Source organism: Marinicrinis lubricantis, from assembly GCF_042658665.1.
Lineage (GTDB): Bacteria > Bacillota > Bacilli > Paenibacillales > KCTC-33676 > Marinicrinis > Marinicrinis lubricantis.
Genome location: NZ_JBHSQV010000149.1, coordinates 1 through 26,777 on the forward strand (window position 1 = coordinate 1; position 26,777 = coordinate 26,777).

Genomic DNA, 26,777 nt, shown 5'->3' on the forward strand with positions numbered 1-26,777 from the left:
CCAGAAATTCTGCAGGTCTGCCCATTTTTTGCCATTCAAGTCAACTAAGTCGAAATAGGGGTTCAACTGGACCTGGAATTCTGTTGCGTATTTCTCAAAAACGGAATTATGCAAAATGCTCATATATCAAATACAGGTGGATTTCTTTTCCTTTTTATTTTATTGGAACACGCTTTAGAAAATACTTTTTTGGGCAGTAATTGAATAGGGCAAGTTTTGCAAAAATTGTAGAAAAGGATCGCAACTAAAGACCATTGTGAAGCGTCTGTAAATATTAGAAATCCGTAAATGATATGAAAGAGGAGAATGTGGGAGATGACCATTCACAAAAACAAAAAGAAGAGATTTCTGCAAACGTTGGGGATTTCAATGACATCCCTCGCCTTAGCGATGTCCTTATGGCCTGCAGGAAGTGCGCAAGCTGTATCAGCGACAGCCTCTCATGTACTTCTGTACTTGGATCAAAAGGAAGCATTCATTAACAATGAACCGCTGACTCTGGATGCGCCTGCGGCCGCCATCAATGGTTCCACTTATGTGCCGATGAAGTTTTTGGCGGAAACACTCGGTTTTAAATTGGAGTGGGATGCAGATACGGGCATCATCGAAATGACCTCCGACAAGCACTACGTAAGCCTGGATGAAGCAAGCAATACTGCGTTCGTTGATGGAGCCATCGTTCCATACAATTCGGTTGCACTCGTCCGCAACAATCGCCTCATGGTGAAATTGACGTGGCTGGCCGATATCGCGGGTGCGAAATATACGTACAATAAGGATTTCAAAAGAGTTGAAATGTATTATACGTCCGTCCCGGACAATGTGTATGACGAAGTGAATGGAAACACACTGCCGGTGGCCAAATTCGCCACTGACAAGCAGGTTTATCGGATTGGCGAGCCGATCCGCTACATCGATTTAAGCTATGACCCTGATGGAGATGCCATTTCATATCTGAATTGGGAAGGGAAGAAGCAGGCCTTCTTCGAAGCGGGCGAGTACAAGATCAGTCTGAAGGTCACCGATTCTAAAGGTGCGGAAAGCAAGGTCTACACCCAAAAAATTAAGGTCACGGAAAAAGTGTATTTAACGGAAGACGAATTTCCGCTTTATTATAGTGAACCGGGTACAGCCATCAAGATTTCTGGGGCGCAGCGAGGGCTGTTCCAATCCGTCAATGAAATTTTGTATAATCGCAGCGTCCAAACCGAGCGCAAAATATTATTTAGCGATAGTCCGGAAACCATAACACAGCATGGTATTTTATATCGCGATACGGTGATCGGTAAAGCCAGATTGTATGCGAATCACTTGAACGGTATGGAGGAACAAGCGGATTTCTATATTTTTGCGAAAAATGTATCCGATCATAATGTAACGGTCAAGACGACGAATAAAGGAGAAGTGTATCCTTCCCTTTATGCTCAATTGTTCGGACAGCATGCAGCGATGGACTTCTTGCTGGATAACAAGACGGAAAATTCATTTACTTTAGCTCCTGGGGAGACTGCAGTGTATGTGAAAATGCCAAGAATGTATCCTGCCCAAGGTTTCAACGTACTGTATGATGTGGAAAGTGACGGTGCGGTGGAATATATATTCGCAGCACTTCGCCCAGGAGATGACGCGGATGAACTTTCATTGTATCCGGATCTCCCTTATGTGAAGCACATTCGTGGTACGTTTACAGGCTCTGAAGTGAATATGAAGCTGAGCATGCCGGATAAATCGAGACCGCAGAGACTTACAATTGGAGACGGCAAGCTGGATACGTTCATGACTGGATATGATCCGATGAGGGGAATAGAGACCTCGCTCATGGGCAATTATGGGGTCATCTACAACATTGAGCTGGAGAATCCAGGCAATATGGCGGTATTGATCATGCCGCGCGGCGGAAATTATAAAGGACCGGTTGTCGTCAACGGCATTCCACAGATGGTGCCTAAATCCGGTGTCCTCAGTGTGTACGATGGTGCACAGCTGATCGCTAGAACCACGGAGGCAGATGAGAAGATCAGTATACAGTTAACCCCGGCTGCTGGATCCTCATTGCCAGTGAGTGTGATATTTTATCCGCTGCAGGACAAATAAACAGCTGGATCTATTGCAAAACCAGGTGCAGATATGCACCTGGTTTTTTTGGTGAGTCAGCATACATCCTCGGGGGAAGGTGCAACAAATAAAAAAGCTGCCTACATAGACAGCTTTGACTTGGTATATTTATATTTTTTCGATGACTTGGTCGATTAAACCGTATTCCTTCGCTTCTTCAGCACTCATGAAGTAGTCGCGATCTGTGTCCTTTTCAATTCTGGACAGCGGCTGACCGGAACGTTCGGCCAAAATGTGGTTCAGTTTATCGCGCATTTTCAAGATGCGTTTTGCTCTGATTTCGATATCGCTGGCTTGACCTTCTGCACCGCCCAGAGGCTGATGAATCATCACTTCGCTGTTCGGAAGAGCGAAACGCTTGCCTTTAGCTCCAGCAGTTAGCAGAAACGCACCCATCGAAGCGGCCATGCCGACACAGATGGTGGAAACATCCGGCTTAATAAACTGCATCGTATCAAAGATCGCCATCCCTGCTGTAATCGAACCTCCGGGGCTGTTGATGTACAGCGAGATATCTTTCTCTGGATCTTCTGCAGCTAGGAACAGAAGCTGAGCGATGATCGAATTCGCAACGACATCGTTCACCGGCGTTCCTAGGAACACGATGCGGTCTTTGAGCAAACGGGAGTAAATATCATAAGCGCGTTCTCCTCGGTTGGATTGTTCGACGACCATAGGAATATAACTCATGGAAGTTCCTCCTTTATATATTACGAATAGGTTGCTTCAATAGGGTTCACATGTTTATGAAGCTTTAAACGACTATGTATCTATCATATCTAAAATTTGATAAAAGGTCAAGAAAGGTCAAACTATGATCAAAAAAATATAAAGTTGAATACAAACAAATCGATCAGGGCAAAAATGTAATGGCGCGCTCGCGAGGAATTGAACCTCGATCTCAGGCTCCGGAGGCCTGCGTCATATCCATTGGACCACGAGCGCACATGCAGCTGTTTTCGTGACAGCAAAATTAATTTTAAAGGATGTTAAGGTAAAAATCAAGAGGACGCGCAAGGAAAATAATAGCTTGCTTTTTCAGAATAATTTTCATAAAATAAAGATGACAGCGGGACGCAAAATGTAGATGCGGGACATTACGAGTCCAACAACTGAAAAAGATGGCTGGAGTTGATTTTTAGGTGCAAAAATGGATAGAAATTCAGAAACAACTCGTGCCGGATCTCATGAAGACCTTGAAAAAACGGTATACCATTTTGCATCATGTCATGCTGTCAGGTGTCATCGGCCGTAGAAATTTAGCTGCATTGTTGGATATGACGGAGAGAACGCTTCGCAGTGAGATTGACATTCTGAAGGAACAAGGCCTTCTGGAGACGGAAAGCATCGGAATGAAGCTTAGTGAGAACGGGAAGAGACTGCTTGATGATTTTCAGCCGTACATCAAAGAGTTATTCGGCCTCTCTGAATTGGAAAAGCAAATCTGCGACAAATTCGGATTGAAGCAGGTAGTCATCGTACCGGGTGATTCCGATGGCTCCGAATTGGTGAAGAAGGAATTAGGCCGTGCCGGAGCTTCAGTGTTCCGAAAGCTTGCTGCCGCGAATGATATTATCGCCGTAGCCGGTGGATCCACCATGGCCGAGGTTGCGAATGGACTCAATGTTTCCTCACAGTGGAAGGGAAATGTGTTCGTTCCGGCCCGAGGCGGATTAGGCGAGAGAGTAGAGCTGCAAGCCAACACCATCGCTTCAATCATGGCGACCAAGACCGGCTGCAGTTACCGTTTACTTCACGTACCGGATCATCTGGGAGAAGAAGCTTACCATACGCTGATGCAGGACCCGAACATTCAAGAAATTATTGATGTGATCCGTAGAGCTCGCATTGTGCTTCACGGGATCGGGGATGCTATGACTATGGCCAAACGGCGTAAAACCGAAGCCAGCGGTCTGGAACTCTTGAAGAAGGATGGAGCCTTGGCGGAAGCATTCGGATATTACTTCGATGAACAGGGGCGGGTTGTCCACAATATTCCGACGGTCGGCCTTAGGATCGAAGATATTATGCGAACGGAAGTCGTTATCGGCATTGCAGGCGGGAAGAGCAAAGGCAAAGCCATTGCAGCGGTTCTTCGGTTTGGACATGAGGATGTTCTGGTCACCGATCAAGCAGCTGCCGAAATCATAGTTGAATCATAACTTCACGTTACATTCTCGATGAGACTTATGTCTCGTCTTGAAATATATAAAACTTTAAAACCTTTAGGAGGAATTACGATGGTAAAAGTAGGTATTAACGGATTTGGACGTATCGGACGCAACGTGTTCCGTGCAGCGTTAAACAATTCGGAAGTGGAAATTGTAGCAATCAACGATCTGACCGATGTTCAAACTTTGGCTCACATGCTGAGATATGACACAACTCATGGCAGATTGAATGCAACTGTTGAAGCTGGCGACGGCGCTTTGATCGTTAACGGCAAATCCATCAAAGTATTTGCAGAGAAAGATCCTGCTGCATTGCCTTGGGCACAAGTTGGTGCTGAAATCGTCGTTGAATCCACTGGTATTTTCACAGCAAAAGATAAAGCTGAGCTTCACTTGAAAGGCGGAGCGAAGAAAGTTATCATCTCTGCTCCAGCTACGAACGAAGATATTACAATCGTTATGGGCGTTAACGAAGATAAATACGATCCAGCTGCTCACACGATCATTTCTAACGCTTCTTGTACTACAAACTGCTTGGCACCATTCGCAAAAGTTCTGAATGACCAATTCGGAATCGTAAAAGGTATGATGACGACCGTTCACTCCTACACGAACGACCAGCGTACGTTGGACCTTGCTCATAAGGACCTTCGCCGTGCTCGTGCAGCTGCTGAGAACATCATCCCTTCCACTACGGGTGCTGCAAAAGCTGTTTCCCTTGTATTGCCTGAACTGAAAGGCAAACTGAACGGTATGGCAATGCGTGTTCCTACACCTAACGTATCCGTAACAGACCTTGTTGCTGAGCTGAGCAAAGAAGTTACCGTTGAAGAAGTAAACGGCGCATTGCAAGCAGCAGCTAACGGACCATTGAAAGGCATCTTGAACTACAGCGATGAGCCGCTTGTATCCAGCGATTACAATGGTGACCCAGCTTCCTCCACAATCGACGCTCTTTCCACGATGGTCGTAGGCGGCAACATGGTGAAAGTTGTTTCCTGGTACGATAACGAGTGGGGTTATTCCAACCGTGTCGTTGACTTGGCTGCTTACATCGCAAGCAAAGGTCTATAATCGATCATACAATTCAAGAACAAACATGACAGAGGAGAAGCAATTCTCCTCTTTGTTTGAAATCTGGCATTTTGGCTAAGAACCTTAAACCATAAATTTAGAGAAAAATTCCGAACGGAAATTTCGGATGGAGCAGAGATTGTGCAATAGATATTCATACCTGCTCTAGTGTTACGTGTACCCATTTGGTGCTGCGATTTCAGCAGGTGATTATAAGGAGGAGAAATCCATTGAACAAGAAAAGTGTTCGCGATGTGGAAGTCGCAGGAAAAAGAGTGTTCGTCAGAGTTGATTTCAACGTACCTTTGCAGGATGGCAAAATTACGGATGATACTCGGATTAGAGAGACGCTTCCAACGATTCAATACCTAATTGAAAAGGGAGCAAAAGTGATTTTGGCCAGTCATTTAGGCAGACCGAAAGGACAAGTCGTTGAAGAGCTTCGCCTTACGCCTGCTGCGGAAAGATTGGCTGAACTGCTTGGCAAGCCTGTAAGAAAGGCGGATGAAGCAACGGGATCCGCTGTTCAAGCGCTTATCTCCGATATGCAAAATGGCGATGTGCTCGTTCTAGAAAACGTTCGTTTCTATCCTGGAGAAGAGAAGAATGATCCGGAACTTGCGAAAGCATTCGCTGAACTCGCAGATCTTTATGTGAATGATGCGTTTGGTGCTGCACACCGCGCACATGCTTCGACCGAAGGCATTGCTCATCACTTGCCGGCTGTATCCGGCTTGCTGATGGAGAAGGAATTGTCTACGCTGGGCAAAGCTCTATCCAACCCAGAGCATCCTTTCACTGCGATTGTCGGCGGAGCGAAAGTAAAAGACAAAATCGGCGTCATCGAGAATTTGCTTAACATCGCTGACAACATCCTGATTGGCGGCGGATTGTCTTATACGTTCCTGAAGGCGCAAGGCCATGAAATCGGAAAATCTTTGGTAGACAACGAGAAGCTGGACCTCGCATTGGAATTCATCAATAAGGCGAAGGAAAAGAATGTGAAGTTCTACTTGCCGACGGATATTGTTGTGACAGATGACTTCAGTGCCGATGCGAACACGCAAATTGTCGGTATCGACGGCATCCCTGCAGATTGGGAAGGTATTGATATCGGACCGAAAACGCGTGAAACTTACGCTGATGTCATCAAAAATTCCAAACTCGTTGTTTGGAACGGACCGATGGGCGTATTTGAAATCGAGCCATTCTCTCACGGTACAAGAGCCGTTGCACAGGCTTGTGCAGAAACTTCGGCTTATACCGTATTGGGCGGCGGCGATTCTGCTGCCGCAGCTGAGAAATTCGGTTTGGCTAAAGAGATGGATCACATTTCGACAGGCGGCGGAGCATCTCTAGAATTTATGGAAGGCAAGGCGCTTCCGGGCGTCGTTGCATTGAACGATAAGTAAGACGAAGAATCTATGAATGTTCGAACAATATAGAAAGTGGTGAACTTATGAGAAAACCGATTATTGCCGGCAACTGGAAAATGTTTAAAACCGTCCAAGAAGCAGTTAGCTTCGCGGAAGGAGTCAAGGGCAAAGCGGAAATCGAAGGCGTAGAAAGCGTCATCTGTGCGCCATTCACCAGCCTTCCCGCATTAACGGAAGCATTGAAGGGCACTTCGATTAAAATCGGAGCGCAAAATCTCCATTGGGAAGATCAAGGCGCGTTTACCGGTGAAATCAGCGGCGTCATGCTGAAGGATCTAGGTGTTCATTATGTTATCATCGGTCATTCCGAACGCAGAGCTTACTTCGCGGAGACCGATGAGACTGTGAATAAGAAAGTACATGCGGCATTCAAGCATGGACTGACACCGATCGTCTGTGTCGGCGAGAAGTTGGAAGAAAGAGAAGCGGGTCAGACGAAATCCGTATGCAAGGAGCAAACCGACGCTGCACTGAAAGGCTTGACTGCAGAGCAAGCGGCGCAAACGGTGATTGCTTATGAGCCGATCTGGGCGATTGGCACAGGCAAATCCTCCACCTCTGCGGATGCGAATGAAGTGATCTCCTATATTCGTGAGCAAGTGGCTGCCGCTTTCGGTGCGGATACAGCTGCAAAAATCCGCATTCAGTACGGCGGAAGCGTAAAACCGGAGAATGTTGCTGAATATATGGGCCAAAGCGACATCGATGGAGCTCTTGTGGGTGGAGCAAGCTTGGAACCAGCTTCTTACATCCAATTAGTTGAGGGGGCAAAATAAGATGACTGCGCCAAAACCTGTAGCGCTGATTATTTTGGATGGATTCGGACTTAGATCAGAAACGGTAGGCAATGCAGTAGCACAAGCGAATAAGCCGAATTATGACCGCTACTGGAACAGCTTTCCGCATACGACGCTGACCGCTTGCGGTGAAGCGGTAGGCTTGCCGGAAGGACAAATGGGGAATTCCGAAGTAGGCCATTTGAACATCGGTGCGGGCCGGATCGTGTATCAGGACCTGACTCGAATTTCGAAATCGATTCGCGAAGGCGAATTTTATGATAACGAAACGCTGCTGAAAGCCGTGCGTCATGCCAAAGAGAACGGCACGAAGCTTCACTTGTACGGACTATTATCGGACGGCGGCGTACACAGCCATATCGAGCATCTTTTTGCACTGCTTGATTTGGCTAAAAAAGAAGGCTTGGAGGAAGTCTATATCCATGCCTTCTTGGATGGACGCGATGTGGCGCCGGACAGTGCGAAACACTATATGGAACGCCTGTGCAGCTACATTAAAGAAGTGGGCATCGGCAAAATCGCGACGGTTCAAGGACGTTACTATGCGATGGACCGCGATAAGCGCTGGGATCGTGTGGAGAAGTCGTACCGCGCAATGGTATACGGCGAGGGACCTCAGTATACCGATCCAGTCCAAGCGATCGTGGAATCCTATGAGCAGTCGGTATATGATGAATTTTTCGTACCAACGGTTATCGTGGACGAGAACGGCAATTCGCCAGGCTTGGTAGAGTCTAACGATGCCGTCATCTTCTTTAATTTCCGTCCGGATCGTGCGATTCAGCTTTCACTCGCCTTCACCAACGAAGACTTCCGCGGATTCGACCGCGGCGAAAAAGCACCGAAGAATCTTTTCTATGTATGTATGACACTGTTCAGTGAATCCGTCGGAGGATATGTTGCATATTCCCCGAAAAATTTGGATAATACATTTGGAGAAGTTTTGGTACAGCATGGAAAGAAGCAGCTTAGAATTGCAGAGACCGAAAAATATCCGCACGTAACGTTCTTCTTCAGCGGAGGCCGTGATCAGGAGCTGCCAGGCGAAACTCGCATCCTGATTAATTCTCCGAAGGTGGCTACCTACGACTTGAAGCCGGAAATGAGCGCCTATGAAGTAGCGGAAGCAGCTGTTAAGGAAATCGAAGCGGAGAACCACGACGCTATTATTCTTAATTTTGCTAACCCTGATATGGTAGGTCACTCCGGTATGCTGGAGCCGACGATTAAGGCGATTGAAGCAACGGACGAATGCTTAGGCAAGGTCGTTGAGGCGATTCTAGCTAAAGGCGGAGTCGTGATCATTACGGCAGACCACGGCAACGCAGATGTCGTCATTGACGAGAACGGTCGTCCGCATACGGCGCATACGACCAATCCGGTGCCGCTCATTGTTACGAAACAGGGCGTAGAGCTTCGGGAAGGCGGAATTCTAGCGGATATTGCTCCAACGTTGCTTGATCTGCTGCAGCTGCCTAAACCGGCAGAAATGACAGGCAGCAGTCTTATAAAATAATTTCTAAGGAGAGATATGAAATGACGATTATTTCCGACATTTACGCACGCGAAGTGCTGGACTCCCGCGGGAATCCAACGGTTGAAGTTGAAGTATACTTAGAGTCCGGTGCTGTAGGCCGCGCAATCGTTCCATCCGGTGCTTCTACCGGTGCTTATGAAGCGGTTGAGCTTCGCGATGGCGACAAGAGCCGTTACCTCGGTAAAGGTGTACTGAAAGCCGTAGAAAACGTAAACGAGAAAATCGCTCCAGAATTAATTGGTTGGGATGCACTCGATCAACTGGGCATCGACCAAAAAATGATTGAGCTTGATGGTACAGCAAACAAAGGCAACCTCGGTGCGAATGCCATTCTTGCGGTTTCCATGGCAACCGCTCGCGCTGCAGCTGAAGCATTGAGCATTCCTTTGTATGTATATCTTGGCGGATTCAACGCTAAAACTCTTCCTGTTCCAATGATGAACATCGTAAACGGCGGTGCTCATGCGGACAACAACGTGGATGTTCAAGAATTCATGGTATTGCCAGTTGGCGCTCCAAGCTTCAAAGAAGCGCTTCGCACAGGCGCAGAAATCTTCCACAGCTTGAAATCCGTATTGAAGGAAAAAGGCTTGAATACAGCCGTAGGTGACGAGGGCGGCTTTGCTCCAAACCTAGGCTCCAACGAAGAAGCATTGGCAACCATCATTACTGCCATTAAGCGTGCAGGATATAAGCCAGGCGTAGACGTATTCCTTGGTATGGACGTAGCTTCCACGGAATTCTATAAAGACGGAAAATATGAGCTTGAAGGTGAAGGCAAATCCTTCACTTCTGCAGAGTTCGTAGACTTCTTGTCCTCCTTAGTAGACAAATATCCAATCATCTCGATCGAAGACGGCTGTGCTGAAGACGATTGGGAAGGCTGGAAGCTGCTGACGGAGAAATTGGGCAGCAAAGTCCAATTGGTGGGTGACGATCTGTTCGTAACGAACACATCCCGCTTGTCCACAGGTATTGAAAAAGGGATCGGTAACTCCATCCTTGTCAAAGTAAACCAAATCGGTACATTGACGGAAACGTTCGATGCGATCGAAATGGCAAAACGCGCTGGTTACACAGCAGTTATTTCCCACCGTTCCGGTGAGAGTGAAGACAGCACCATTGCAGATATCGCAGCTGCTACGAATGCAGGACAAATCAAAACAGGTGCGCCTTCCAGAACGGACCGCGTAGCGAAATATAACCAACTTCTTCGCATTGAAGATGAGCTTGGACCCGTTGCTCAATATGCGGGTAAATCTGCATTCTACAACCTCAAAAGCTTCAAGTAAGAGATAAGCTGCTGATCTTACCGATCAGTTCGTCATATGGAACCTCACTCCACGGGAATGGTGGAGTGAGGTTCTTTTTTGTTTATGAGGCTAATAATTTGGATCGTTAACCATCCGTAATGAGATGTTGAGATTTGGCTTGAATTTGGCTTGTAAGCGGAATACAGAGGCTCTTTTCGATCATGATCTGCAAGCGGTTGCCTATCGGAAAAAAACATGTTACAATTGAAATGCTGTTTTTAAGTGATGATGAACATATTATTAGAACGATCATACTTATGAAATACGATGCACTAAGATTTGAACCTTGGGAGGTCACGATCAACATGGATTTGTTTTTCAAAATTTTGCTGATCATCTTCAGTTTAGGATTAATCCTGGCTGTTTTATTGCAAAAAGGGAAGAGCGCGGGTTTATCCGGAGCGATTTCCGGTGGTGCGGAGCACCTATTCGGTAAGCAAAAGGCACGCGGTTTGGACTTGTTTTTAGCTCGCCTAACGATGGTGCTGGCAGTAGGGTTTTTTGTGCTTTCACTTATTGTTTCTTACGTTCTGCATGATTAGACGATACACATAAAAAGACGCAGCAGGGGAATCCTATACCTGCTGCTTTTTTATTGGATATCGATTCATAACTTTACTTACATCTCTTCCAACTGCGGGCTTCCAAGTACGAACCTGTCTTAGAGCAGAGGAGGGCAGAAACAGACATGAGGATTTACAAATCAACGGAGCCCTTTGTATGGGAGGGCCGTGGTGATTTAAGCTCTACGGCACTGTTACTGGTTCATGGCTTTACGGGATCGCCATCCGAGTTTCGGAGAGCGGCATATTATTGGAATGATACGGGATATACGGTATCAGCTGTCAGGCTTCCGGGTCATGGGACGAAGCCGGAAGACATGATCTTGACCGGCTGGACGGATTGGTGGGGGCATGTGCTCCAAGCTTATGATCAGCTAAAGGCGCAAGGTTTTGAACAAATTGTCGCGGTGGGACACTCAATGGGAGGGCTATTGTCTTTGCTGCTTTCCTTAGAGCGGCACTTGGACGGCGTCGTTTCACTTGGAACACCCATTTATGTCAATACACGAAATGCGGTATTTGCTCGGTATGTTCATCGCTTCATTAAATACGTCGCGAAAAAACCGAGTACTTATTCTTCTCTCATTCGTGAGGAATCATGTGCGTATGATCGAACGCCGGTAAAGTGTGTCGTCAGCTTGCAGCATCTGGTACGGAAGGTGAAAAAATCACTGCATCAGGTAAAGGTACCGCTGCTTATCGTACAGGGCTTGAAGGATCAGACCGTACAGCCGCGCAGTGCGGATTATATATATCATCGCAGTAATTCAGAAATAAAGGAAGTTGCTTATTTCCCGAATACCTCGCATGCCATTTTATTAGATGAGGAACGGGTTAAGGTGTATAAACAGATAGATCGATTTGTTCAAACTATACGGTCTGGTAATCCGAAGAGATTGGAGCATCGGATACAGGCAACCGGATTAACAGAGGTGATCACATGATAACGAAAGAAGAGCTGCTGGACTTTATGCGTGAAACGGCATATAAGCCGATGACTTATCAAGAGCTGGAAAAGCATTTTGAAATTGAGGATCCGGATGAATTTAAGCAATTTTTGAAGCTTCTCAATGAATTGGAGAATGAGGGAGAAATTTTAAGAACGCGGACGGATCGCTATGGCATCCCAGAGCGCATGAATTTGGTGAAAGGCCGTCTTCAAGTGCATCCGAAAGGTTTTGCCTTTCTCATCTCGGAAGATGAAGAGAAAGAAGATATTTATGTGCATGCGAACGATTTGAAGAGTGCGATGAACGGTGATATTGTTCTCGTTCGAGTCACATCCAAAAGCGCGGCAGGCGGAAGACTGGAAGGGGAAGTCGTTCGCATTGTACAGCGGGCCAATACACAGCTGGTCGGTACGTTTCAGGATCATGAAAGCTATGGCTTCGTTGTACCGGATGATAAGCGGATTAGCAGAGATATTTTTATTCCTAAGGAATCCTTTAACGGGGCGGCGGATGGACATAAGGTTGTCGTTGAAATCGTAACGTACCCAGAGGGCAGAGCGGCGGCCGAAGGCAAAGTCATTGAAATTTTGGGCCACAAAAATGATCCGGGCGTCGATATTTTATCCATTATTCGAAAGTATCAGCTGCCTGAAGTGTTTCCTGAAGATGTGATGGAGCAGGCGGAGCAAATTGCCGATACGATATCCGAAGAGGATCTGAAGGGACGGAGAGACCTTCGGAATTGGACGATCGTCACGATTGACGGCGAAGACGCCAAGGATCTTGATGATGCGGTCAATGTGGAAAAGCTCCCGAACGGAAATTACAAGCTCGGTGTTCATATTGCTGACGTTGGCTACTATGTGAAGGAAAATTCTCCGCTGGATCAAGAAGCATTTCGCAGAGGCTGCAGCGTCTATCTTGTGGACCGGGTTATTCCAATGCTGCCGCATCGTCTGTCCAACGGGATTTGCAGCTTGAACCCGAAGGTGGATCGTCTCACGATGACATGTGAGATGGAGCTGGATGCGGAGGGCCGCGTCGTTGGCCACGATATTTACCCAAGTGTCATAAAGACAATCGAACGAATGACCTACACGAATGTGCGCAAAATTTTGGAGGATCAAGATCCGGAAGTGACGGAACAGTATGCCGGCTTAGTCGATATGTTCCGTCTGATGGAGGAGCTCGCTCTGAAACTTCGCGGGAAAAGAATGCGGCGCGGTGCTGTCGATTTCGACTTTCAAGAATCAAAGGTCATCGTTGATGAAGAAGGCAAGCCGGTAGATATCGTCAAGCGGGATCGCTCGATTGCAGAGAAGATCATAGAGGAATTCATGCTGGCGGCCAATGAGACGGTAGCGGAGCATTTTCACTGGATGAAGGTGCCGTTTATTTATCGGATTCACGAGGATCCTGATCAGGAAAAGCTGTTCCACTTCATGGAGTTCATCTCGAACTTCGGCTATGTGGTTCGGGGTAAAGCGAATAAAGTCCATCCACGTGCGCTGCAAACGCTGCTGGAGGAAATCGAGGGAACAAAGGAGCAGACGGTTATCAGTACGATGATGCTGCGTTCCATGAAGCAGGCGAAGTACGATGCCGAGAGCACGGGTCACTTTGGTCTGGCGGCGGAGTTTTATTCGCACTTCACTTCACCAATTCGGCGTTATCCGGACCTTGTCATTCACCGGATCATGAGAGAAATCATAGAGAAGGGAAGCTTGTCCGAAGCGAGGCATGAATATTTGACCGGCCGCATGGAAGACATTGCGAAGCAATCGTCCCAGCGCGAACGGGTAGCGGTCGAAGCGGAGCGTGACACGGATAAGCTGAAGAAGGCTGAATTCATGCTCGATAAAGTCGGGGAAGAGTACGAAGGCATCATTAGCGGTGTGACGAACTTCGGTATGTTCGTGGAATTGGAGAACACCGTCGAAGGATTGATTCGTCTGAGTGATCTGTCCGATGATTATTACCATTATGATGAGCGTCATCTTGCGTTAATCGGGGAGCGCACCTCGAGGGTATTCCGGATCGGGGATGAGGTGAAGGTCAGAGTCGCTCGGGTTAACATGGACGACTATAACATCGATTTTGAAATGGTGGACATGAAGCCAAGACCGCAGAAGGTGAGTGTCGTTCCGGGCTCCGGTTTTAGCGGCAAACGAAAGAAGAAGGGAGCTGCAGGAGCGGGGTTTGCAGGATCGTCCGGTGACGAATCAGAGTCATGGTCGACTTCTCCTTCCCGTAAGAAAAACGGCGGCTCATCAGGTAAGAGCCGAACGAAAAAGAAGAGCGGCGGATTTGCCGGAAAGCCTAAAGGGAAGTCCGGCGGTGCGCGGAAAAGAAAAGCGAAAGCATAGCTAGGTCTGTGGCTGCCATCTCTTGATTTCTCCCTGGGAAGTTGATACAATTGACTCCTGAACCGAAGCTGCGGAGGGGTGATTCTCATGGGGAAAAAGAATAATGATAAGCCGCTGGCACAAAACCGAAAAGCTTCCCATGATTATTTCATCGAGGATACGTATGAAGCTGGGATGGTGCTGACAGGTACGGAGATCAAATCTCTGCGTACAGGCAAAGCCAACCTGAATGACAGCTTCGCGACCATCCGCAACGGGGAAGCTTTCCTGCACAATATGCATGTCAGTCCGTTCGAGAACGGCAATCGCTTCAATCCTACCGATCCGACACGGACACGGAAGCTGCTGCTGAAGAAATCGGAAATCGCCAAGCTGATCGGCGCGACGAAGCAGCAGGGCTATACACTCGTACCGCTGAAGGTATATGTGCGCAACGGTTATGCGAAGCTTCTGCTCGGCTTAGGACGAGGGAAGAAGCAGTATGATAAGCGGGAAACGGCTGCGAAGCGGGATGCACAGCGCGATATTCAGCGTGCGCTCAAGGAAAGACAGAAGGTTGCGAGATAGTTGAAGTGATGGAATCTGATTGTTTTCCATCCTTGGTATACTGCACCTGAAGTGGCAGCAACCCTCTAATGCACCTCGCTAAATCTATGTTATAATAACATTATCAGCGAGACAGTACACCACTCCTCGAAGCTGTCCGCTGGAACTGGAAGCTAACATGTTCAGCCCGAGTCTGCTCCATTATGGATAGACCTCGCTATAGATGAAAAGCACCTTGTGTGCTTTTCCTTATCACGGGGGCGTTTATGGATTCGACGGGGATAGTTTGAGCATGAGTAGCGGGTCGTGGGGTCTGCGTCCACGTCATCAACGCGAAAGCCATAATAACTGGCAAACAACAACCAACTTACGCTGTAGCAGCTTAATAACCTGCACGCGTGCTTCTACCCTGCATCGCCCATGTGCCGGGATAGGGGCTCAACTTTAGTGGGATACGCCGTCTAGTCTCCGTCTGGGGCTAGCGGAAGAAGACAATCAGACTAGTCTAATTCGTAGCGGGTCGCTTGGCAGCGGATTAGGCGAACACTTCTCAAGTGACTACACCCGTAGAAGCTGATGTGGCGATATCTTCGGACAGGGGTTCGACTCCCCTCGCCTCCACCATGAAAACCCAGTCCGCATGAGGGCTGGGCTTTTCTATGCCCTCAAATTGTAGCCATTTTGTAGCCATGAGATTTTTTATCTGCTTTTTAGCTTAGTTTTTGTAGCCAAAATGGCTACAAGTAAGTGCTAATGCATATTTGCCTCAATGGCAGTACATCTGCGTAATAAATTTACCATAATTGTTTGATAAGCACTCAATTCACATTGTAGCAGAATGAGCAAAAGCCTCCCATTTCTGGGAGGCCTCTATAATCGGATCATAGCAGGGCGGCGTATCCTGATCTCTGGTAACTTGCCGGTAAAACCGACAAGCGCGTGGGGAACCTTTCCCACCTCTAATGATCCTTAATAAATAGTCTACGCTTTAATTTGTAACTTTATAATACCGAATTCGTTGCCTGCAGTCAACACCTGAATCCGGAAAGGTCTTTTTTAATCTTTATATGGTACGATTCGACCACTTGCCAGACGTTTTTTGATTTTATTATGCCCATTATTGAGCTCAAAAAACGTGGAAACGTATAGATACCCGGAAGGATCAAGTTGAATGGACAACAGGAGATGATCTGATACCACTTTTATTATCTCTAGGCTATTGGGGACTTTTGGATGCTGACCGATAAAATCGGGATTAGCAATCATATCTGGAATCAGATGGCCATAACTTTCGATGATTCCGGGGTGGTTTTTTCGGACGTGCTTAATTGCACCGGGATACATATAAACTTCATCGACGGGAAAATCTATACCTACCAGATTTTTAACAGCTGCAGTATTTAATTTGCCGACAATCTGGGTTTTTGTATCATTTATGTCAATCGAATAATCCGACACATTTAACCCCCTCCCTCATCTTCATTTTCTTCTGGTTCAGTTTGTTGATCTTCAGTCTCTAGAACTGGGGAAATTTCCCCATAGATCACCTTTGCATGCTGTAGAAATGAATCTTCATCGGCTTGGCTAAGATCACGCATAAAGGTCATTAACGTACTTATATTTTCTTTCTGCAAAATTCGCTGAGTGTGGGTAACGGCAATGCCTTGAATTGAGGTGCCGTTGAATTCATATGGACTGTCAAAAACTGCTACATCATCAATATGTAGCTGACTGATACCTTTGTCCAGGGATTTTCTCAGGTGAAGAACATGTCCGACTAGTATATCATTTGGTCTTTGAGTGATAATGAAAAGGAAATTCGTGATATCTGCACTTTCGGAAACCCTTTTGGTTTTCTTGCTTGTCCCCCAGGAAAAGATGTGATGAACTCGTATGATTTTCCCGTAGAGGCCTTCGAGGTTCTTTAACTTTTCTAAAACATCGTCGAGCAGAGGTTGGGCATCTTCGAGATGTTTTTTTACAGGTTTTTGGACTATTATCGTATCGGTATATGGAATCATGAATGTCGTATGGGATTTTTTCTTATCTTTGGTCCGGTATATTAACCCGGCATCGACAAGCTTTTTAATCCAGTGATCGATGGTTCGAGTCTGCTTTCCAAAATATTTAGAAATGGTTTCAATACTGTGCCAACTGTGACCGTGATCATTATCAGCAACGAAACCGAAATACAAATAAAGCCGTAAGGCTCCTTCGTCAAGATCTTTGAGCAATTCCTTCTCCTTAAAGCTTTTAAAGAGCGAGAAGAATGGAGACTTGAGAGAACTATTGTTGTTTCGCCAATAATAATAATAATTGCGAATATCGTCGTTATCATCACCATGTTCAATGGTTGGTCCCAATATCGGAATTCGTTTCATAATAAAATCGCTCCTGTTTAATATGCTGAATGGAGTGTAACACGAAAATAAATAAGCTGTAAACTGCGTATTAGCGCATCACTTTTCATTATTTATTGCGCTAAATTTCGTTACAAAGATTAAAAATGTTTCGTGCAAATGAGACGATAATAATAAAAAATAGAATAATACGAAGAAGAATACGGAGCCAAGACGCAGAGCTAACACGATAGTGGCTTTCGTGCAGTAGAAGAATTAAAAAAAATTTCGCAAAAGAAGGATGTGAGTGGTAGCTGATTCGCTAATTTTCAACTGTCTATTCTAATGAGCTTGTAAAAGAAACGAATTAAGGGATAAGCGATACCAGACGATGGTAGAGTTTATGGCCTTTTCAGCAGTTGAAGTGGTATTAGCCCCTTTTGGAATCAGAAAGAATCTTGCTTTGTGTATTATAATGAACACACTTCGCCGCATTTCATCTCATACGAAAAACCCGCTCATCTCAGAGCGGGCCTGATATTCAATGAGTCAAGTTATAGCATGAATGATACAGGGCAATTCATTCTTTTTTCTTTAAAGCTTCACTCAGTATATTGACTGTGGTTTTATGAGTTTTATCAAATTTATGAGTGTAAATTTTATTGGTCGTTCCTATGTCGGAATGTCCAAGCGCCTCAGATATAGATTTTAAATCTACGCCTTGGTCATATAAGATGCTTGCAAAAGTATGCCTCAAATCATGCAGCCGTATTTTGGGTAAATGATGTTTCTCCAAAAAGGATTTGAATTGCTCAGTAATCGTGTTCACTCTGTAAGGCCTGCCGTTATCATGGACATAAACATACCCTGTATTGATGTATTCAGTTCCTAATAATCGTTTGAATTCTTCTTGTCTTTGCTTATGTTTAAGCAAAATCTCCAGCAATGGATCTGTAATATATAGGGTTCTTTTGCTTTTGTCCGTTTTCGGATCCTTGATGATTTCATTTTTTCCTGCTTTGGTTCGGACTTCAGATATATAAACCAATCTTTGATTGATATCAACATTTTTCCATTTCAGACCGACGATTTCCTCTCGCCTTAAGCCGAGGTATCCGGCCAGATATATGGGTAATTCAATCCTTGTATCCTTTACTTTATCAAGCAAATCATGCAATTGTGTTATGTCATAGGATCGGCCCTCAAACCTTTTCTTTTTCGGCAAGGATACAGCATCGGCCACATTACGATAAACGTATTGTTGCTTCAAACCATAATCCAGTGCCTTTCTGATACAAGCATGATGTTTGTGTACTGTATTTGGAGAAAGCCCTTTTTCGTCCATAAGGTAATTGTAATATTGTTGAATGTGAGCAGGTTGAAGCTTTTGTAATTCAATACTGCCCAAATAGGGTACTATGTGGTTGTAGATGATATTGTTATATCCGTATGCCGTCGTTACTTCACAATTATATTTTACATAATTATCTGTCCAGAGACCCATAAATTCAGAAAATGTCAGTTTCTCGGATTGAACTACAAGATTACGCTGCTGATTATATTCAAATTCACTTAACAACTTTTTGGCTTCCGCTTCTGAAGATACTGTTTTATATTGTCTCAAACGCTTTCCGTTACTATCAGTACCCAGTTCAAAAGTCACTCTAAATTTCGAACCAACCTTGGTAATATTACCGGCCATAGTTACCACCCCTTGTAATACAATTTTCCTTATGAATCCACACGGATTTTAGGCGGTTGTATTATTTTTTATCCAAGCGATAAAATCGTCATATGGAACACGAATTTGTTTGCCGACCTTAATATGAGGGACATCATTGCTTTTGATCAATTGATACATAACGTTCCTGCCAACTCTAAGAACCTCTCTTGCTTCATCAACTGTTAGTAACTGTTTTGTTGTTTCCATATATACAAACCTCCTACCGGAACAATCAATGATTGATCCCGTTAATTTAAAATTAAAGGATGCTGTTTCATTCTGCAAAAATTGGACCACTAAAATTTTTAGGATTCGAAATAAAAAAGTATCACATCCTTCCGTATGGATTTTTTTGAAAATAAAAAAAGCACAGAAAACTTCTTAAAAAAGAAGCATCATGTGCTTTACTCCCGTTAAACGGTAAATTCTATAAAATTCCACTAATCGAAAATAACTTAGTGAAGGCCAGTGATGGCAATGTAATCAATAGATTATCGATCAAAGAAAGGATTAATCTCAAAGTTTCCCTTACGCATGTATGGGAATGGGTTAACTTGAATTAGCTATATTTATTTAATAGCATTATTTATATGTTGTTGTCAATAATTAATTGTAATTTGGTATTAAGGGCAATAGATTCTGCCCATTGGAGTTACATTCTTTTTAATTGGGTATAATAATAGGTTGGAGATATAAAAATATCCATCTCTATGAGGAGCATGATAAGATGTGGATTAATAAAGATATAAATTTGCCAGATAAACTGTTTACTGCGTTGAAAGATCGGAGATTGGTAATCTTTGTGGGTGCCGGCGTATCCATGGGAATACCTTCAAAGTTGCCTGATTTTGAACAACTTGCTTCAGAAGTGTCATTGCAGGTTGGTGGGCATATCAAGAAAGAAAACGGAGAACCAATTGATCGTTATTTGGGAAGAATCAAAAAACATGGGCCTAATGTAAATAAGATTGTTGCACAAATCATAGGAAATCCTGAATCTAAACCGACTCAACTGCATAACGACCTTTTATCGATTTTCGATGATGTATCGGATGTCCGTATAGTTACGACGAATTTTGATACTCATTTTTCAAGTGTTAATTCATTCAAGAATGCAAAACAATTTCCGGAATATCGCGCGCCTGCATTACCATTAGGTCATCGTTTTCATGGGATCGTTTATTTGCATGGTTGCGTGGATCAAGAGCCGGAAGAGATGATTCTAACCGACAGCGATTTTGGCCGTGCCTATTTAACAGAAGGTTGGGCCACTCGCTTCTTGCAAGCTATGTTTGATAAGTACGTTGTTCTTTTCGTAGGGTACAGCCACAATGACCCGATTATGCAATACCTGGCTCGCGGATTGCCACCACATACAGAAAGATACGCATTTACCCCTCATGGAAATGAGGAACATTGGAAGTTCCTCGATGTGCAGCCGATTTTTTATCCGTTAAGGGATGGACCTTCCAGCCATAAAGCTTTGAATGAAGCGATAGAAGCTTGGTCTCACATGAATAAAATGGGGGGGTTGTTGATCATGATCATCGCTTAAAGAAACTGTTTGCTATGCCTCCGTCGTTAATACCCGATGAGATACAATATATTGAAGATGTTTTGAAGCAATTGCCCACCTTCCGATTATTTGTCTGTTACGCAAAAAGCGAGGAATGGTTGCAATGGATGGAAGAAAGGGAATATCTGAAAGCTCTTTTTAGTACAGAAAAACAGTTGAATGAAATCGGAACAATTCTTGCGGCTTGGTTTGCGGAAATTGTGGTTGGCGTTTATGATGAAGCCGGGCTTTCCATTATCCATCGTAACGGACAGGCTCTCCATAACGCTCTTTGGTTTTGTATCGCTCAAAAGTTAGCTTTTAGCGATGCGCTTCCGGAAAACTCGGTATTGACGAAATGGGTTTGTGTATTGCTCGCCTCGGTTCCTCAAGGAGCTAAACATTCGACATATTTGGAATATCTCTTGGAAAAATGCGGTCAACCGTCATATTATATAACCGCTTTATTGCTTTTTGAATATCTTTGTCGGCCTTATATCCAGCTACAGCACCATTTTAGTATTAATCCAGATAGTCAAACTAAAACTGACGTGCAAATTGTCCTTACCGGCGATGAATATTATTTGCGTGAAATATGGAAGAAGGTAATTCGACCTTATCTCAACAGGTTCGCATCTGCATTAGAATCGATTTTAACAAGCTTTTTACAACAAATGTATCATGTTTTAGCCGGCTCAGGTCAAGCCAATGAAACTTGGGATCCAATAAGTTATAGCCGCAGTGCGATCGAACCTCATGAACAAGATCGGGTAAAAAACGAAACCGATTTTATTATTGATGCAGCTCGCGAATTGATCGAATATTTTTGTGCGTCTGAACCTGCAAAGGGGCTAAGCGTTATACAAAAGTGGGCTTCCGCTGATAGCCAGTTGTTAAAAAGATTGGCTATACACGGGTTGATTGAATTGAACATCTTAAGTCCCGATCAAAAAATAGATTGGATGCTGGAAAAGAACTGTCTGAATTTCCTTCCGTTAAAACATGAAGTCTTTCGTCTTTTAAAACTTACGTATCCGTCAGCAAGCGAATCCGTACGCACAAAGTTACTCGATAGCATTGAAGGTGGGCCGGAGACAGGGGATGAAGAGGCGAATCAGTATGAAATCTACAATCTTTTGGGATGGCTAAAGGAAGCAGATCCGAGTTGTCCATTTGTTAACCAGTTATTGTCTCGAATACTGGAAAAACATCCGGATTTTGAACCTAGGGAACATCGAGATTTGAACAGTTGGATGACTATAGGTTCCGGACATTCTAAAGACAAATCGTCCATCTCTGCAAAAGAGTTACTTGCTCAAGAACCGGAAGAAATATTGGAATGGTTGCTGACTTATCAAGATAAACGTTGGGGTTTTTTAAGCCGCGAAGGACTCTTGGCCGAGGTAAGCGAAGCGGTCTCCAGTTCGTTTGATTGGGGGAAAAAGTTAATTGATCTTTTAAAGTCCGGCCAATATTGGACAACAGGCCTTTGGAAAAGCATCTTGAGGGGTTGGGAAAAAACAAATTTGAATGAAAATCAATGGGAGTTTATTCTTGATTTGCTACTCCATAAAGATATCTATTTACTTCGCAACCAAATGGCCGATTTGTTGTTGTCCGGCATCGAAAAACAAAAATTTGGAATTCCAATGAATCTTCTTCCCACTGCTGAAACGGTATCCTATCAACTTTGGGATGAATTGGATCGCAAACCGAACGTTGAGCGAGATTTCACGAATACGGAAGATTGGTTGACTAAAGCTATCAACCATCCGGGAGGAAAGATTGTTCAGTTTTGGCTCCATTCCTTGTCCAAACACAATTCGGGATCGAAAGAGACTGCAATACCTGAATCTTATAGACTTTATTTTACGAAAACGGTAAACGGCGATTCGATATCAGCGCAATTAGGGAGAGTTATTTTGGCAAGTCATTTACATTATTTATTTTTCCTAGACTCTCTATGGACTCAAGAAAATATCATTCCGTTGTTAAAATGGTCGAATGAAATGGACGCAAGACAGGCATGGGACGGATACCTTTCATGGGGAGAATGGAATGAAGCATTGCTTGCTGATCTGGTACCAATGTTTGAAAAATCATTTGAACATATCTCTCAATTACATGCTCGAATGAAAGACCGTTTTTGCGAGTTTTTGGCTTCTATCGCAGTATATAGCTTAACTAATCCCATTAATTCAGGATGGCTGTTGAGATTTATTGCTGTTACAAACGTCGAAATTCGGAGAAAATGGGCAATGGCCATGAGGCGCCAATTACACAATCTTAAAAATGATGGGAAACGTGAGGTTTGGGGAAATTGGTTGAAAAATTACTGGGAAAAACGAACATTCGGCATTCCTTTACCTTTGCATATATCGGAAACGGAAGAGATGGCTAGTTGGGTCATTGAACTTGAACCTGTCTTTGATGAGGTAACAATAATGGTCTGTCGCAGCCCGGTTCCGGCGCTTGCTCATACTTCACTTTTTTATCGTCTGTCAGAGGATAAGTTCGCTGAAAAATATCCAGTGGCCACATTAGAATTATTGTTTCATTTGTTATCTGGCGCCAAAGAACCTTTTTATCACTGTGAACAACTTGCGCAAATTTTGAAAACTTTAATCAATCAGGATGTTGGAAGGGAGAAATTGCGTCAGTTATCTCATTGCCTCATCGGACTGGGGTGCGTTAATCTTCCCCAAACATAGAGATTTTAAAAGACATGAGCAAAAAGGCGTTCGCACGATTTATATTCAGATGTGCTCAACGACAGCAGAACGGCGTGGGAAGAACATCTGCAAAGTAAGCTGATTTGGTTTGCTTCGGAACACAGAAGAGAAAACAAGCCCATGGGATGTACCCGCCATCGGCTAAGTCGTCTGCCGCGTTAAGTCGTTGGATCGCCTGAACAAACTTCATGATTCATAATATAGCGTAAGGAGTAATTTGTATCCGATAAGTTGAAAGGAAAGCTCCCGAAAAAGCGGAAGAGGCGATCTGGGCTGTGAAAGAAAGCTTTAAGCACGTCCGCAGCATCAGAGACAGCATTTTGCATAACGGGTCCAGACGGCACGCCGATGACAAAAGAAGATGGCTATTATTTAGAAATCAGGGACCAAAACGGGGGGACCGGTCAGAAGCATTTGCTTTCCTACCTGGCTGAGTTGACGGTGGACATGTTGTCCGTCGCGGACCAACCTAGTAAGGTAATCTATGAAGAATATTGCAAGCGTTACGGACCGATTCCTCTATCGTATGTTGCGCTCGTGGGGGTATGTATCCCTGCTTTCGTCCAATTCCTGGGCCTCGATGATAAACTGGATTGATTCAATTTAAGGTAATTTCATACTAAGTCGTTTTGCTCAGGTTAAATTCATTTGTTCTCTAACATATAACATTGGTTCCTATGCGTTCCATATGGTTCTTTTGGAACCACATAAGAGTATTCAATCATTTTTGTTTTGATCGAATTCTAAAATTGCGTCATAGGAATTCGGTTGGAGAGTAGATTTTGATGTTTTCGCTATCAATAAAGGATTCCAATATCCGGAATATTATTGCCATAAGAAGGAGAACGGTGTATCATTATTTATATCGATTTTACTTAATTTTTCTTTTTAAGCAGCGGACATGCGTCGGCTGGCAATCGATCTATTTAGAAATTGACCTTTTGTGGCTAGAGCGGGACCCGTTGATCTCCCATGCCTGAATATATGTCAGGATTGATTTTAGCTGAACGTGGTTTATCAGCGAAAAAACACTCGTTTTCTTCTAGAATGAGTAGTAGAAAAATAATGGGCAGAAGCCAAGTGAGAATGTGAAAAGACATATGCGAAGTATGTCTTTTTTGTTTTCGTTTGGCTTCTTTTTTATGCCTTGGAAGGAGGTAAGAATTATCGCGAGATCCATAAAAAATAATCATGCTGTAACTACTACGGAACAGTACTACACACCTTACTACAGAAACAACTATCAGTAGTATTCCTGTGTAGTAATCAAAGTAGTAACGTTCAGTTGGAAAACACCCCCGAAAAACGTTGATAAATCAAGGATTTCCATTTCAATTGTAGTACTACGATATTTTTTATTTTCAAACCTGACTAACTATATGCCTATTTTTAAATTCAAGAAAGGAGAATTTCAATGACTAAATTCATTGCTCATAGAGTCACAAATCGAGAGATGCATATTTTAACGATTGTGTACAAATTTAGGGGGCTAACGATTGAACAATTGGTTCGTCAGTTATGCCTGGAATTAAATCGGCCGTATTCAAAAACAATTAAATATAATACCTATAAGATTCTGAATTCACTGGATAAATCCAGATACATCATCACGGAAACTATTCGGCTTCATAGGGCTATGGATTTCATTTACTTAACTGAACTTGGAATTGAAAAGGTAGCGGAGCATCTTGGTATCATGCCGCTTCATACTGGCTCCGGATGGAATGAGGATTACGGCGATTTTCCTTTTCCATTACAAAAGCCTCCCAGAAACCTTCATCATGTCTTGTTAACTGAAGCCCTGCTTGAGTTAGAAAAACTGAAAGTGCAGCATCGTCATTGGCAACTCGATTATCGGGATAATAGGTATTGTGCACAGTTATATGATTGGCAAGGGGAACAATATGTCTTCCGTCCAGATGCTGCTCTTCGCATTGGAGAGAAAATATTCTTCGTAGAGATTGATCGTGGAACAGAATTTATTGAAAAACTCAAAGAAAAGTTTGAGGGTTATCATCGTTATTTCAGCTATTTGAAACAAAATAAGAAGCCAATCCCTTACGGTGTCGTTTTCGTGAGTGATAAGGAAAATAAAAATGACTTTAATCGCAGGTGGGCTCTAATTAAACAAGCATTCTATAGCGAAATGGGTCAATGGTATACCGTTTTTAACCTGATGGCTTGTAAAGAGATTTCAGATATTAAGAACCTGATTGTTCGCCAGATAACCAGAAATGACGTATTCCAGGATTTTTCGAAGAAAATTAACTATTACACCCATCATGATAATATTAAATTTGGTAAACACGATTTAGGATGGAGTGATGCTGCAGCAGCAATCGTACAAACTGATACAGGACAAAGGTATTATGCGTTCGAAAGAGTGGAGGAGTTTGAGACGATTGGTTTATGCAGGCTTTATGAATTCGGCAAAAAATTTGGAAATGGTATTAAGGAATATATACCCATTCTGTTTTATACTGGAGGCGCTATACTACGACATGTGTTTAGAGGATTTGAGGATGAGGAATTAATAACAACGCTACAAGAAAATCTAATTTGGCTTAATATCAAAAAGGAGCCTCTCTGGTTTGATAAAAACGGTAATCGAATTAATACAGGGAATCCTTTATTATCTATGGCTAAATTGACCTGTTGATATAGTTAAATTGATCATGAGAGATCATATGGATAGGAGATTCTATTCCTTCTGATTTTTTATTTAATTCCATGTCATCAATGGAGATCGGTGTTGGTCACATATTATATCTATATTTGAAATTAATAACTATTTTAATAGGAATTGCATTAATGGTTCCTATAAGTTTTATAGGGCTCTTGTAGAACCACAAATACATGATCTTAACTCCTACACAAGGGATAGGTTATTTATAACTTTGTTGGTGGGCAAAATGAAAAGATATCGAAAAAAATATCGAAAAAGATTGCGAACATTAAGAAATTAGTATACGATAATACTATATTTTACTAATTTGCTTTTCTTGGCAGGGGACATGCGTCCTATGCATTTCGATCCTTTGTGAAATTGCCTTTATGGGGCTTTAAGTGAGATCCTTTGATCCACCATGCCTGAATTATTTCAGGATTGATTATTGTTGCTTGTTATATTAGCAGCAGAAAAAATACGCTTTCTTTTCATTTACAAGAAGCCGAGTGAGGATAAGAAGACATCATTACAGTATGTCTTTTTTATTTTCATTCGGCTTTTTTTGTCTTTTAGGAAAGAGTGAGTCATAGAGAAGAGATACACACGGTAACTACAAACTATTTCATTCGGAGGTGTTTGTTTGTAGTGATCAAGGTAGGAGCCAGAGTGGAGTGGCCTTGAAGGTAAAGAATTTCGCAATGTCAGTATTGAATTTTTAAGAAAGGGGTTGCTTAAAAATGAGTAGAATTGAAGATTTAAGAGATTGTTGTAACCGCTAAACTAGAATCAACGGATTCCGCTAAATAAGAATGAACAAAACTTACCATACCCTTCCTATTAAGATATCATAGAACTGGTAATTCTAGCATCAGGGGGAAGCGGTATGAGGAAA

At 43.6% G+C, this 26,777-nt stretch carries 20 protein-coding genes, 1 tRNA gene and 1 other RNA gene; 16 read left to right on the top strand and 6 right to left on the bottom strand.

Going from position 1 to position 26,777, the window contains the following annotated elements; all coding sequences use genetic code 11:
• Positions 1-315: 315 nt before the first annotated feature.
• On the top strand, positions 316-2,094 hold the full coding sequence (locus ACFPXP_RS11565) for a stalk domain-containing protein (protein WP_379894371.1): 1,779 nt from the start codon (positions 316-318) through the stop codon (positions 2,092-2,094).
• A 129-nt stretch (positions 2,095-2,223) separates the two neighbouring features.
• Here the strand turns inward: ACFPXP_RS11565 and clpP are convergent, their stop codons facing one another.
• Both clpP and ACFPXP_RS11575 read right to left on the bottom strand, forming a co-directional pair.
• Positions 2,224-2,805, bottom strand: a complete 582-nt coding sequence (clpP, locus tag ACFPXP_RS11570) for an ATP-dependent Clp endopeptidase proteolytic subunit ClpP (RefSeq protein WP_379894372.1) — start codon at positions 2,803-2,805, stop codon at positions 2,224-2,226.
• Between the two features lie 180 nt (positions 2,806-2,985).
• Positions 2,986-3,060, bottom strand: a tRNA-Arg gene (locus ACFPXP_RS11575).
• A gap of 197 nt (positions 3,061-3,257) precedes the next feature.
• Between ACFPXP_RS11575 and ACFPXP_RS11580 the strand changes: the two genes are divergently transcribed.
• From ACFPXP_RS11580 to ssrA, 11 genes are all read left to right on the top strand, one after another.
• A complete protein-coding gene (locus tag ACFPXP_RS11580) occupies positions 3,258-4,277 on the top strand; it encodes a sugar-binding transcriptional regulator (protein WP_379894373.1) in 1,020 nt (339 codons plus the stop codon).
• A 78-nt stretch (positions 4,278-4,355) separates the two neighbouring features.
• Positions 4,356-5,360: a type I glyceraldehyde-3-phosphate dehydrogenase gene (gap, locus tag ACFPXP_RS11585; protein ID WP_379894374.1), complete on the top strand. Its 1,005-nt coding sequence runs from the start codon at positions 4,356-4,358 to the stop codon at positions 5,358-5,360.
• A gap of 230 nt (positions 5,361-5,590) precedes the next feature.
• On the top strand, positions 5,591-6,772 hold the full coding sequence (locus ACFPXP_RS11590) for a phosphoglycerate kinase (protein WP_379894375.1): 1,182 nt from the start codon (positions 5,591-5,593) through the stop codon (positions 6,770-6,772).
• 47 nt (positions 6,773-6,819) lie between these two features.
• Positions 6,820-7,572 carry a triose-phosphate isomerase gene (gene tpiA / locus ACFPXP_RS11595; protein WP_379894376.1) on the top strand — a complete coding sequence of 251 codons (753 nt, stop codon included), beginning with the start codon at positions 6,820-6,822 and terminating at the stop codon, positions 7,570-7,572.
• 1 nt (position 7,573) lies between these two features.
• Positions 7,574-9,109, top strand: coding sequence for a 2,3-bisphosphoglycerate-independent phosphoglycerate mutase (gene gpmI / locus ACFPXP_RS11600; protein WP_379894377.1), 1,536 nt, complete (start codon positions 7,574-7,576; stop codon positions 9,107-9,109).
• A gap of 20 nt (positions 9,110-9,129) precedes the next feature.
• On the top strand, positions 9,130-10,422 hold the full coding sequence (gene eno, locus ACFPXP_RS11605) for a phosphopyruvate hydratase (protein WP_379894378.1): 1,293 nt from the start codon (positions 9,130-9,132) through the stop codon (positions 10,420-10,422).
• Positions 10,423-10,748: 326 nt separating this feature from the next.
• Positions 10,749-10,985, top strand: a complete 237-nt coding sequence (gene secG / locus ACFPXP_RS11610; RefSeq protein ID WP_379894379.1) for a preprotein translocase subunit SecG — start codon at positions 10,749-10,751, stop codon at positions 10,983-10,985.
• A 146-nt stretch (positions 10,986-11,131) separates the two neighbouring features.
• Positions 11,132-11,950, top strand: coding sequence for an alpha/beta hydrolase (locus ACFPXP_RS11615; RefSeq protein WP_379894380.1), 819 nt, complete (start codon positions 11,132-11,134; stop codon positions 11,948-11,950).
• A complete protein-coding gene (gene rnr / locus ACFPXP_RS11620; RefSeq protein WP_379894381.1) occupies positions 11,947-14,322 on the top strand; it encodes a ribonuclease R in 2,376 nt (791 codons plus the stop codon). Before ACFPXP_RS11615 ends, rnr begins: the two co-directional genes overlap by 4 nt.
• An 87-nt stretch (positions 14,323-14,409) precedes the next feature.
• On the top strand, positions 14,410-14,889 hold the full coding sequence (gene smpB, locus ACFPXP_RS11625; protein ID WP_379894382.1) for an SsrA-binding protein SmpB: 480 nt from the start codon (positions 14,410-14,412) through the stop codon (positions 14,887-14,889).
• Positions 14,890-15,124: 235 nt separating this feature from the next.
• Positions 15,125-15,492, top strand: a transfer-messenger RNA (tmRNA) gene (gene ssrA / locus ACFPXP_RS11630).
• A gap of 432 nt (positions 15,493-15,924) precedes the next feature.
• Here ssrA and ACFPXP_RS11635 read toward each other — a convergent pair.
• The 4 genes from ACFPXP_RS11635 to ACFPXP_RS11650 all read right to left on the bottom strand — a co-directional run bounded on the left by ACFPXP_RS11635 (position 15,925) and on the right by ACFPXP_RS11650 (position 19,137).
• Positions 15,925-16,326, bottom strand: a complete 402-nt coding sequence (locus ACFPXP_RS11635; RefSeq protein ID WP_379894383.1) for a PBECR3 domain-containing polyvalent protein — start codon at positions 16,324-16,326, stop codon at positions 15,925-15,927.
• Positions 16,327-16,328: 2 nt separating this feature from the next.
• Positions 16,329-17,249 carry a helix-turn-helix domain-containing protein gene (locus ACFPXP_RS11640; protein ID WP_379894384.1) on the bottom strand — a complete coding sequence of 307 codons (921 nt, stop codon included), beginning with the start codon at positions 17,247-17,249 and terminating at the stop codon, positions 16,329-16,331.
• A gap of 538 nt (positions 17,250-17,787) precedes the next feature.
• Positions 17,788-18,909, bottom strand: coding sequence for a site-specific integrase (locus ACFPXP_RS11645; RefSeq protein WP_379894385.1), 1,122 nt, complete (start codon positions 18,907-18,909; stop codon positions 17,788-17,790).
• A gap of 48 nt (positions 18,910-18,957) precedes the next feature.
• Positions 18,958-19,137, bottom strand: a complete 180-nt coding sequence (locus ACFPXP_RS11650; protein ID WP_379894387.1) for a helix-turn-helix domain-containing protein — start codon at positions 19,135-19,137, stop codon at positions 18,958-18,960.
• A gap of 520 nt (positions 19,138-19,657) precedes the next feature.
• Here ACFPXP_RS11650 and ACFPXP_RS11655 point away from each other — a divergent pair.
• The 4 genes from ACFPXP_RS11655 to ACFPXP_RS11670 all read left to right on the top strand — a co-directional run bounded on the left by ACFPXP_RS11655 (position 19,658) and on the right by ACFPXP_RS11670 (position 25,876).
• Positions 19,658-20,485 carry an SIR2 family protein gene (locus ACFPXP_RS11655; RefSeq protein WP_379894388.1) on the top strand — a complete coding sequence of 276 codons (828 nt, stop codon included), beginning with the start codon at positions 19,658-19,660 and terminating at the stop codon, positions 20,483-20,485.
• 128 nt (positions 20,486-20,613) lie between these two features.
• Positions 20,614-23,196 (top strand): DUF4020 domain-containing protein, encoded by a 2,583-nt coding sequence (locus ACFPXP_RS11660; protein ID WP_379894391.1) that lies wholly within the window; start codon positions 20,614-20,616, stop codon positions 23,194-23,196.
• 369 nt (positions 23,197-23,565) lie between these two features.
• Complete coding sequence (locus ACFPXP_RS11665) at positions 23,566-23,814, top strand: hypothetical protein (RefSeq protein WP_379894389.1); 249 nt, start codon at positions 23,566-23,568, stop codon at positions 23,812-23,814.
• 817 nt (positions 23,815-24,631) lie between these two features.
• Entirely contained in the window at positions 24,632-25,876 is a 1,245-nt protein-coding gene (locus tag ACFPXP_RS11670) for a replication-relaxation family protein (protein ID WP_379894390.1), read from the top strand.
• The last annotated feature ends 901 nt before the right edge of the window (positions 25,877-26,777 follow it).

What these genes read in the sequence shown, in the direction of transcription:
- gap (WP_379894374.1), top strand. Translation starts at nt 4,356, where the DNA reads ATGGTAAAAGTAGGTATTAACGGATTTGGACGTATCGGACGCAACGTG.
- ACFPXP_RS11660 (WP_379894391.1), top strand. Translation starts at nt 20,614, where the DNA reads ATGGAAGAAAGGGAATATCTGAAAGCTCTTTTTAGTACAGAAAAACAG.
- ACFPXP_RS11640 (WP_379894384.1), bottom strand. Translation starts at nt 17,249, where the DNA reads ATGAAACGAATTCCGATATTGGGACCAACCATTGAACATGGTGATGAT.
- rnr (WP_379894381.1), top strand. Translation starts at nt 11,947, where the DNA reads ATGATAACGAAAGAAGAGCTGCTGGACTTTATGCGTGAAACGGCATAT.
- clpP (WP_379894372.1), bottom strand. Translation starts at nt 2,805, where the DNA reads ATGAGTTATATTCCTATGGTCGTCGAACAATCCAACCGAGGAGAACGC.
- ACFPXP_RS11670 (WP_379894390.1), top strand. Translation starts at nt 24,632, where the DNA reads ATGACTAAATTCATTGCTCATAGAGTCACAAATCGAGAGATGCATATT.
- ACFPXP_RS11615 (WP_379894380.1), top strand. Translation starts at nt 11,132, where the DNA reads ATGAGGATTTACAAATCAACGGAGCCCTTTGTATGGGAGGGCCGTGGT.
- ACFPXP_RS11565 (WP_379894371.1), top strand. Translation starts at nt 316, where the DNA reads ATGACCATTCACAAAAACAAAAAGAAGAGATTTCTGCAAACGTTGGGG.
- ACFPXP_RS11650 (WP_379894387.1), bottom strand. Translation starts at nt 19,137, where the DNA reads ATGGAAACAACAAAACAGTTACTAACAGTTGATGAAGCAAGAGAGGTT.
- smpB (WP_379894382.1), top strand. Translation starts at nt 14,410, where the DNA reads ATGGGGAAAAAGAATAATGATAAGCCGCTGGCACAAAACCGAAAAGCT.
- ACFPXP_RS11645 (WP_379894385.1), bottom strand. Translation starts at nt 18,909, where the DNA reads ATGGCCGGTAATATTACCAAGGTTGGTTCGAAATTTAGAGTGACTTTT.
- eno (WP_379894378.1), top strand. Translation starts at nt 9,130, where the DNA reads ATGACGATTATTTCCGACATTTACGCACGCGAAGTGCTGGACTCCCGC.
- gpmI (WP_379894377.1), top strand. Translation starts at nt 7,574, where the DNA reads ATGACTGCGCCAAAACCTGTAGCGCTGATTATTTTGGATGGATTCGGA.
- ACFPXP_RS11655 (WP_379894388.1), top strand. Translation starts at nt 19,658, where the DNA reads ATGTGGATTAATAAAGATATAAATTTGCCAGATAAACTGTTTACTGCG.
- tpiA (WP_379894376.1), top strand. Translation starts at nt 6,820, where the DNA reads ATGAGAAAACCGATTATTGCCGGCAACTGGAAAATGTTTAAAACCGTC.
- ACFPXP_RS11665 (WP_379894389.1), top strand. Translation starts at nt 23,566, where the DNA reads ATGACAAAAGAAGATGGCTATTATTTAGAAATCAGGGACCAAAACGGG.
- secG (WP_379894379.1), top strand. Translation starts at nt 10,749, where the DNA reads ATGGATTTGTTTTTCAAAATTTTGCTGATCATCTTCAGTTTAGGATTA.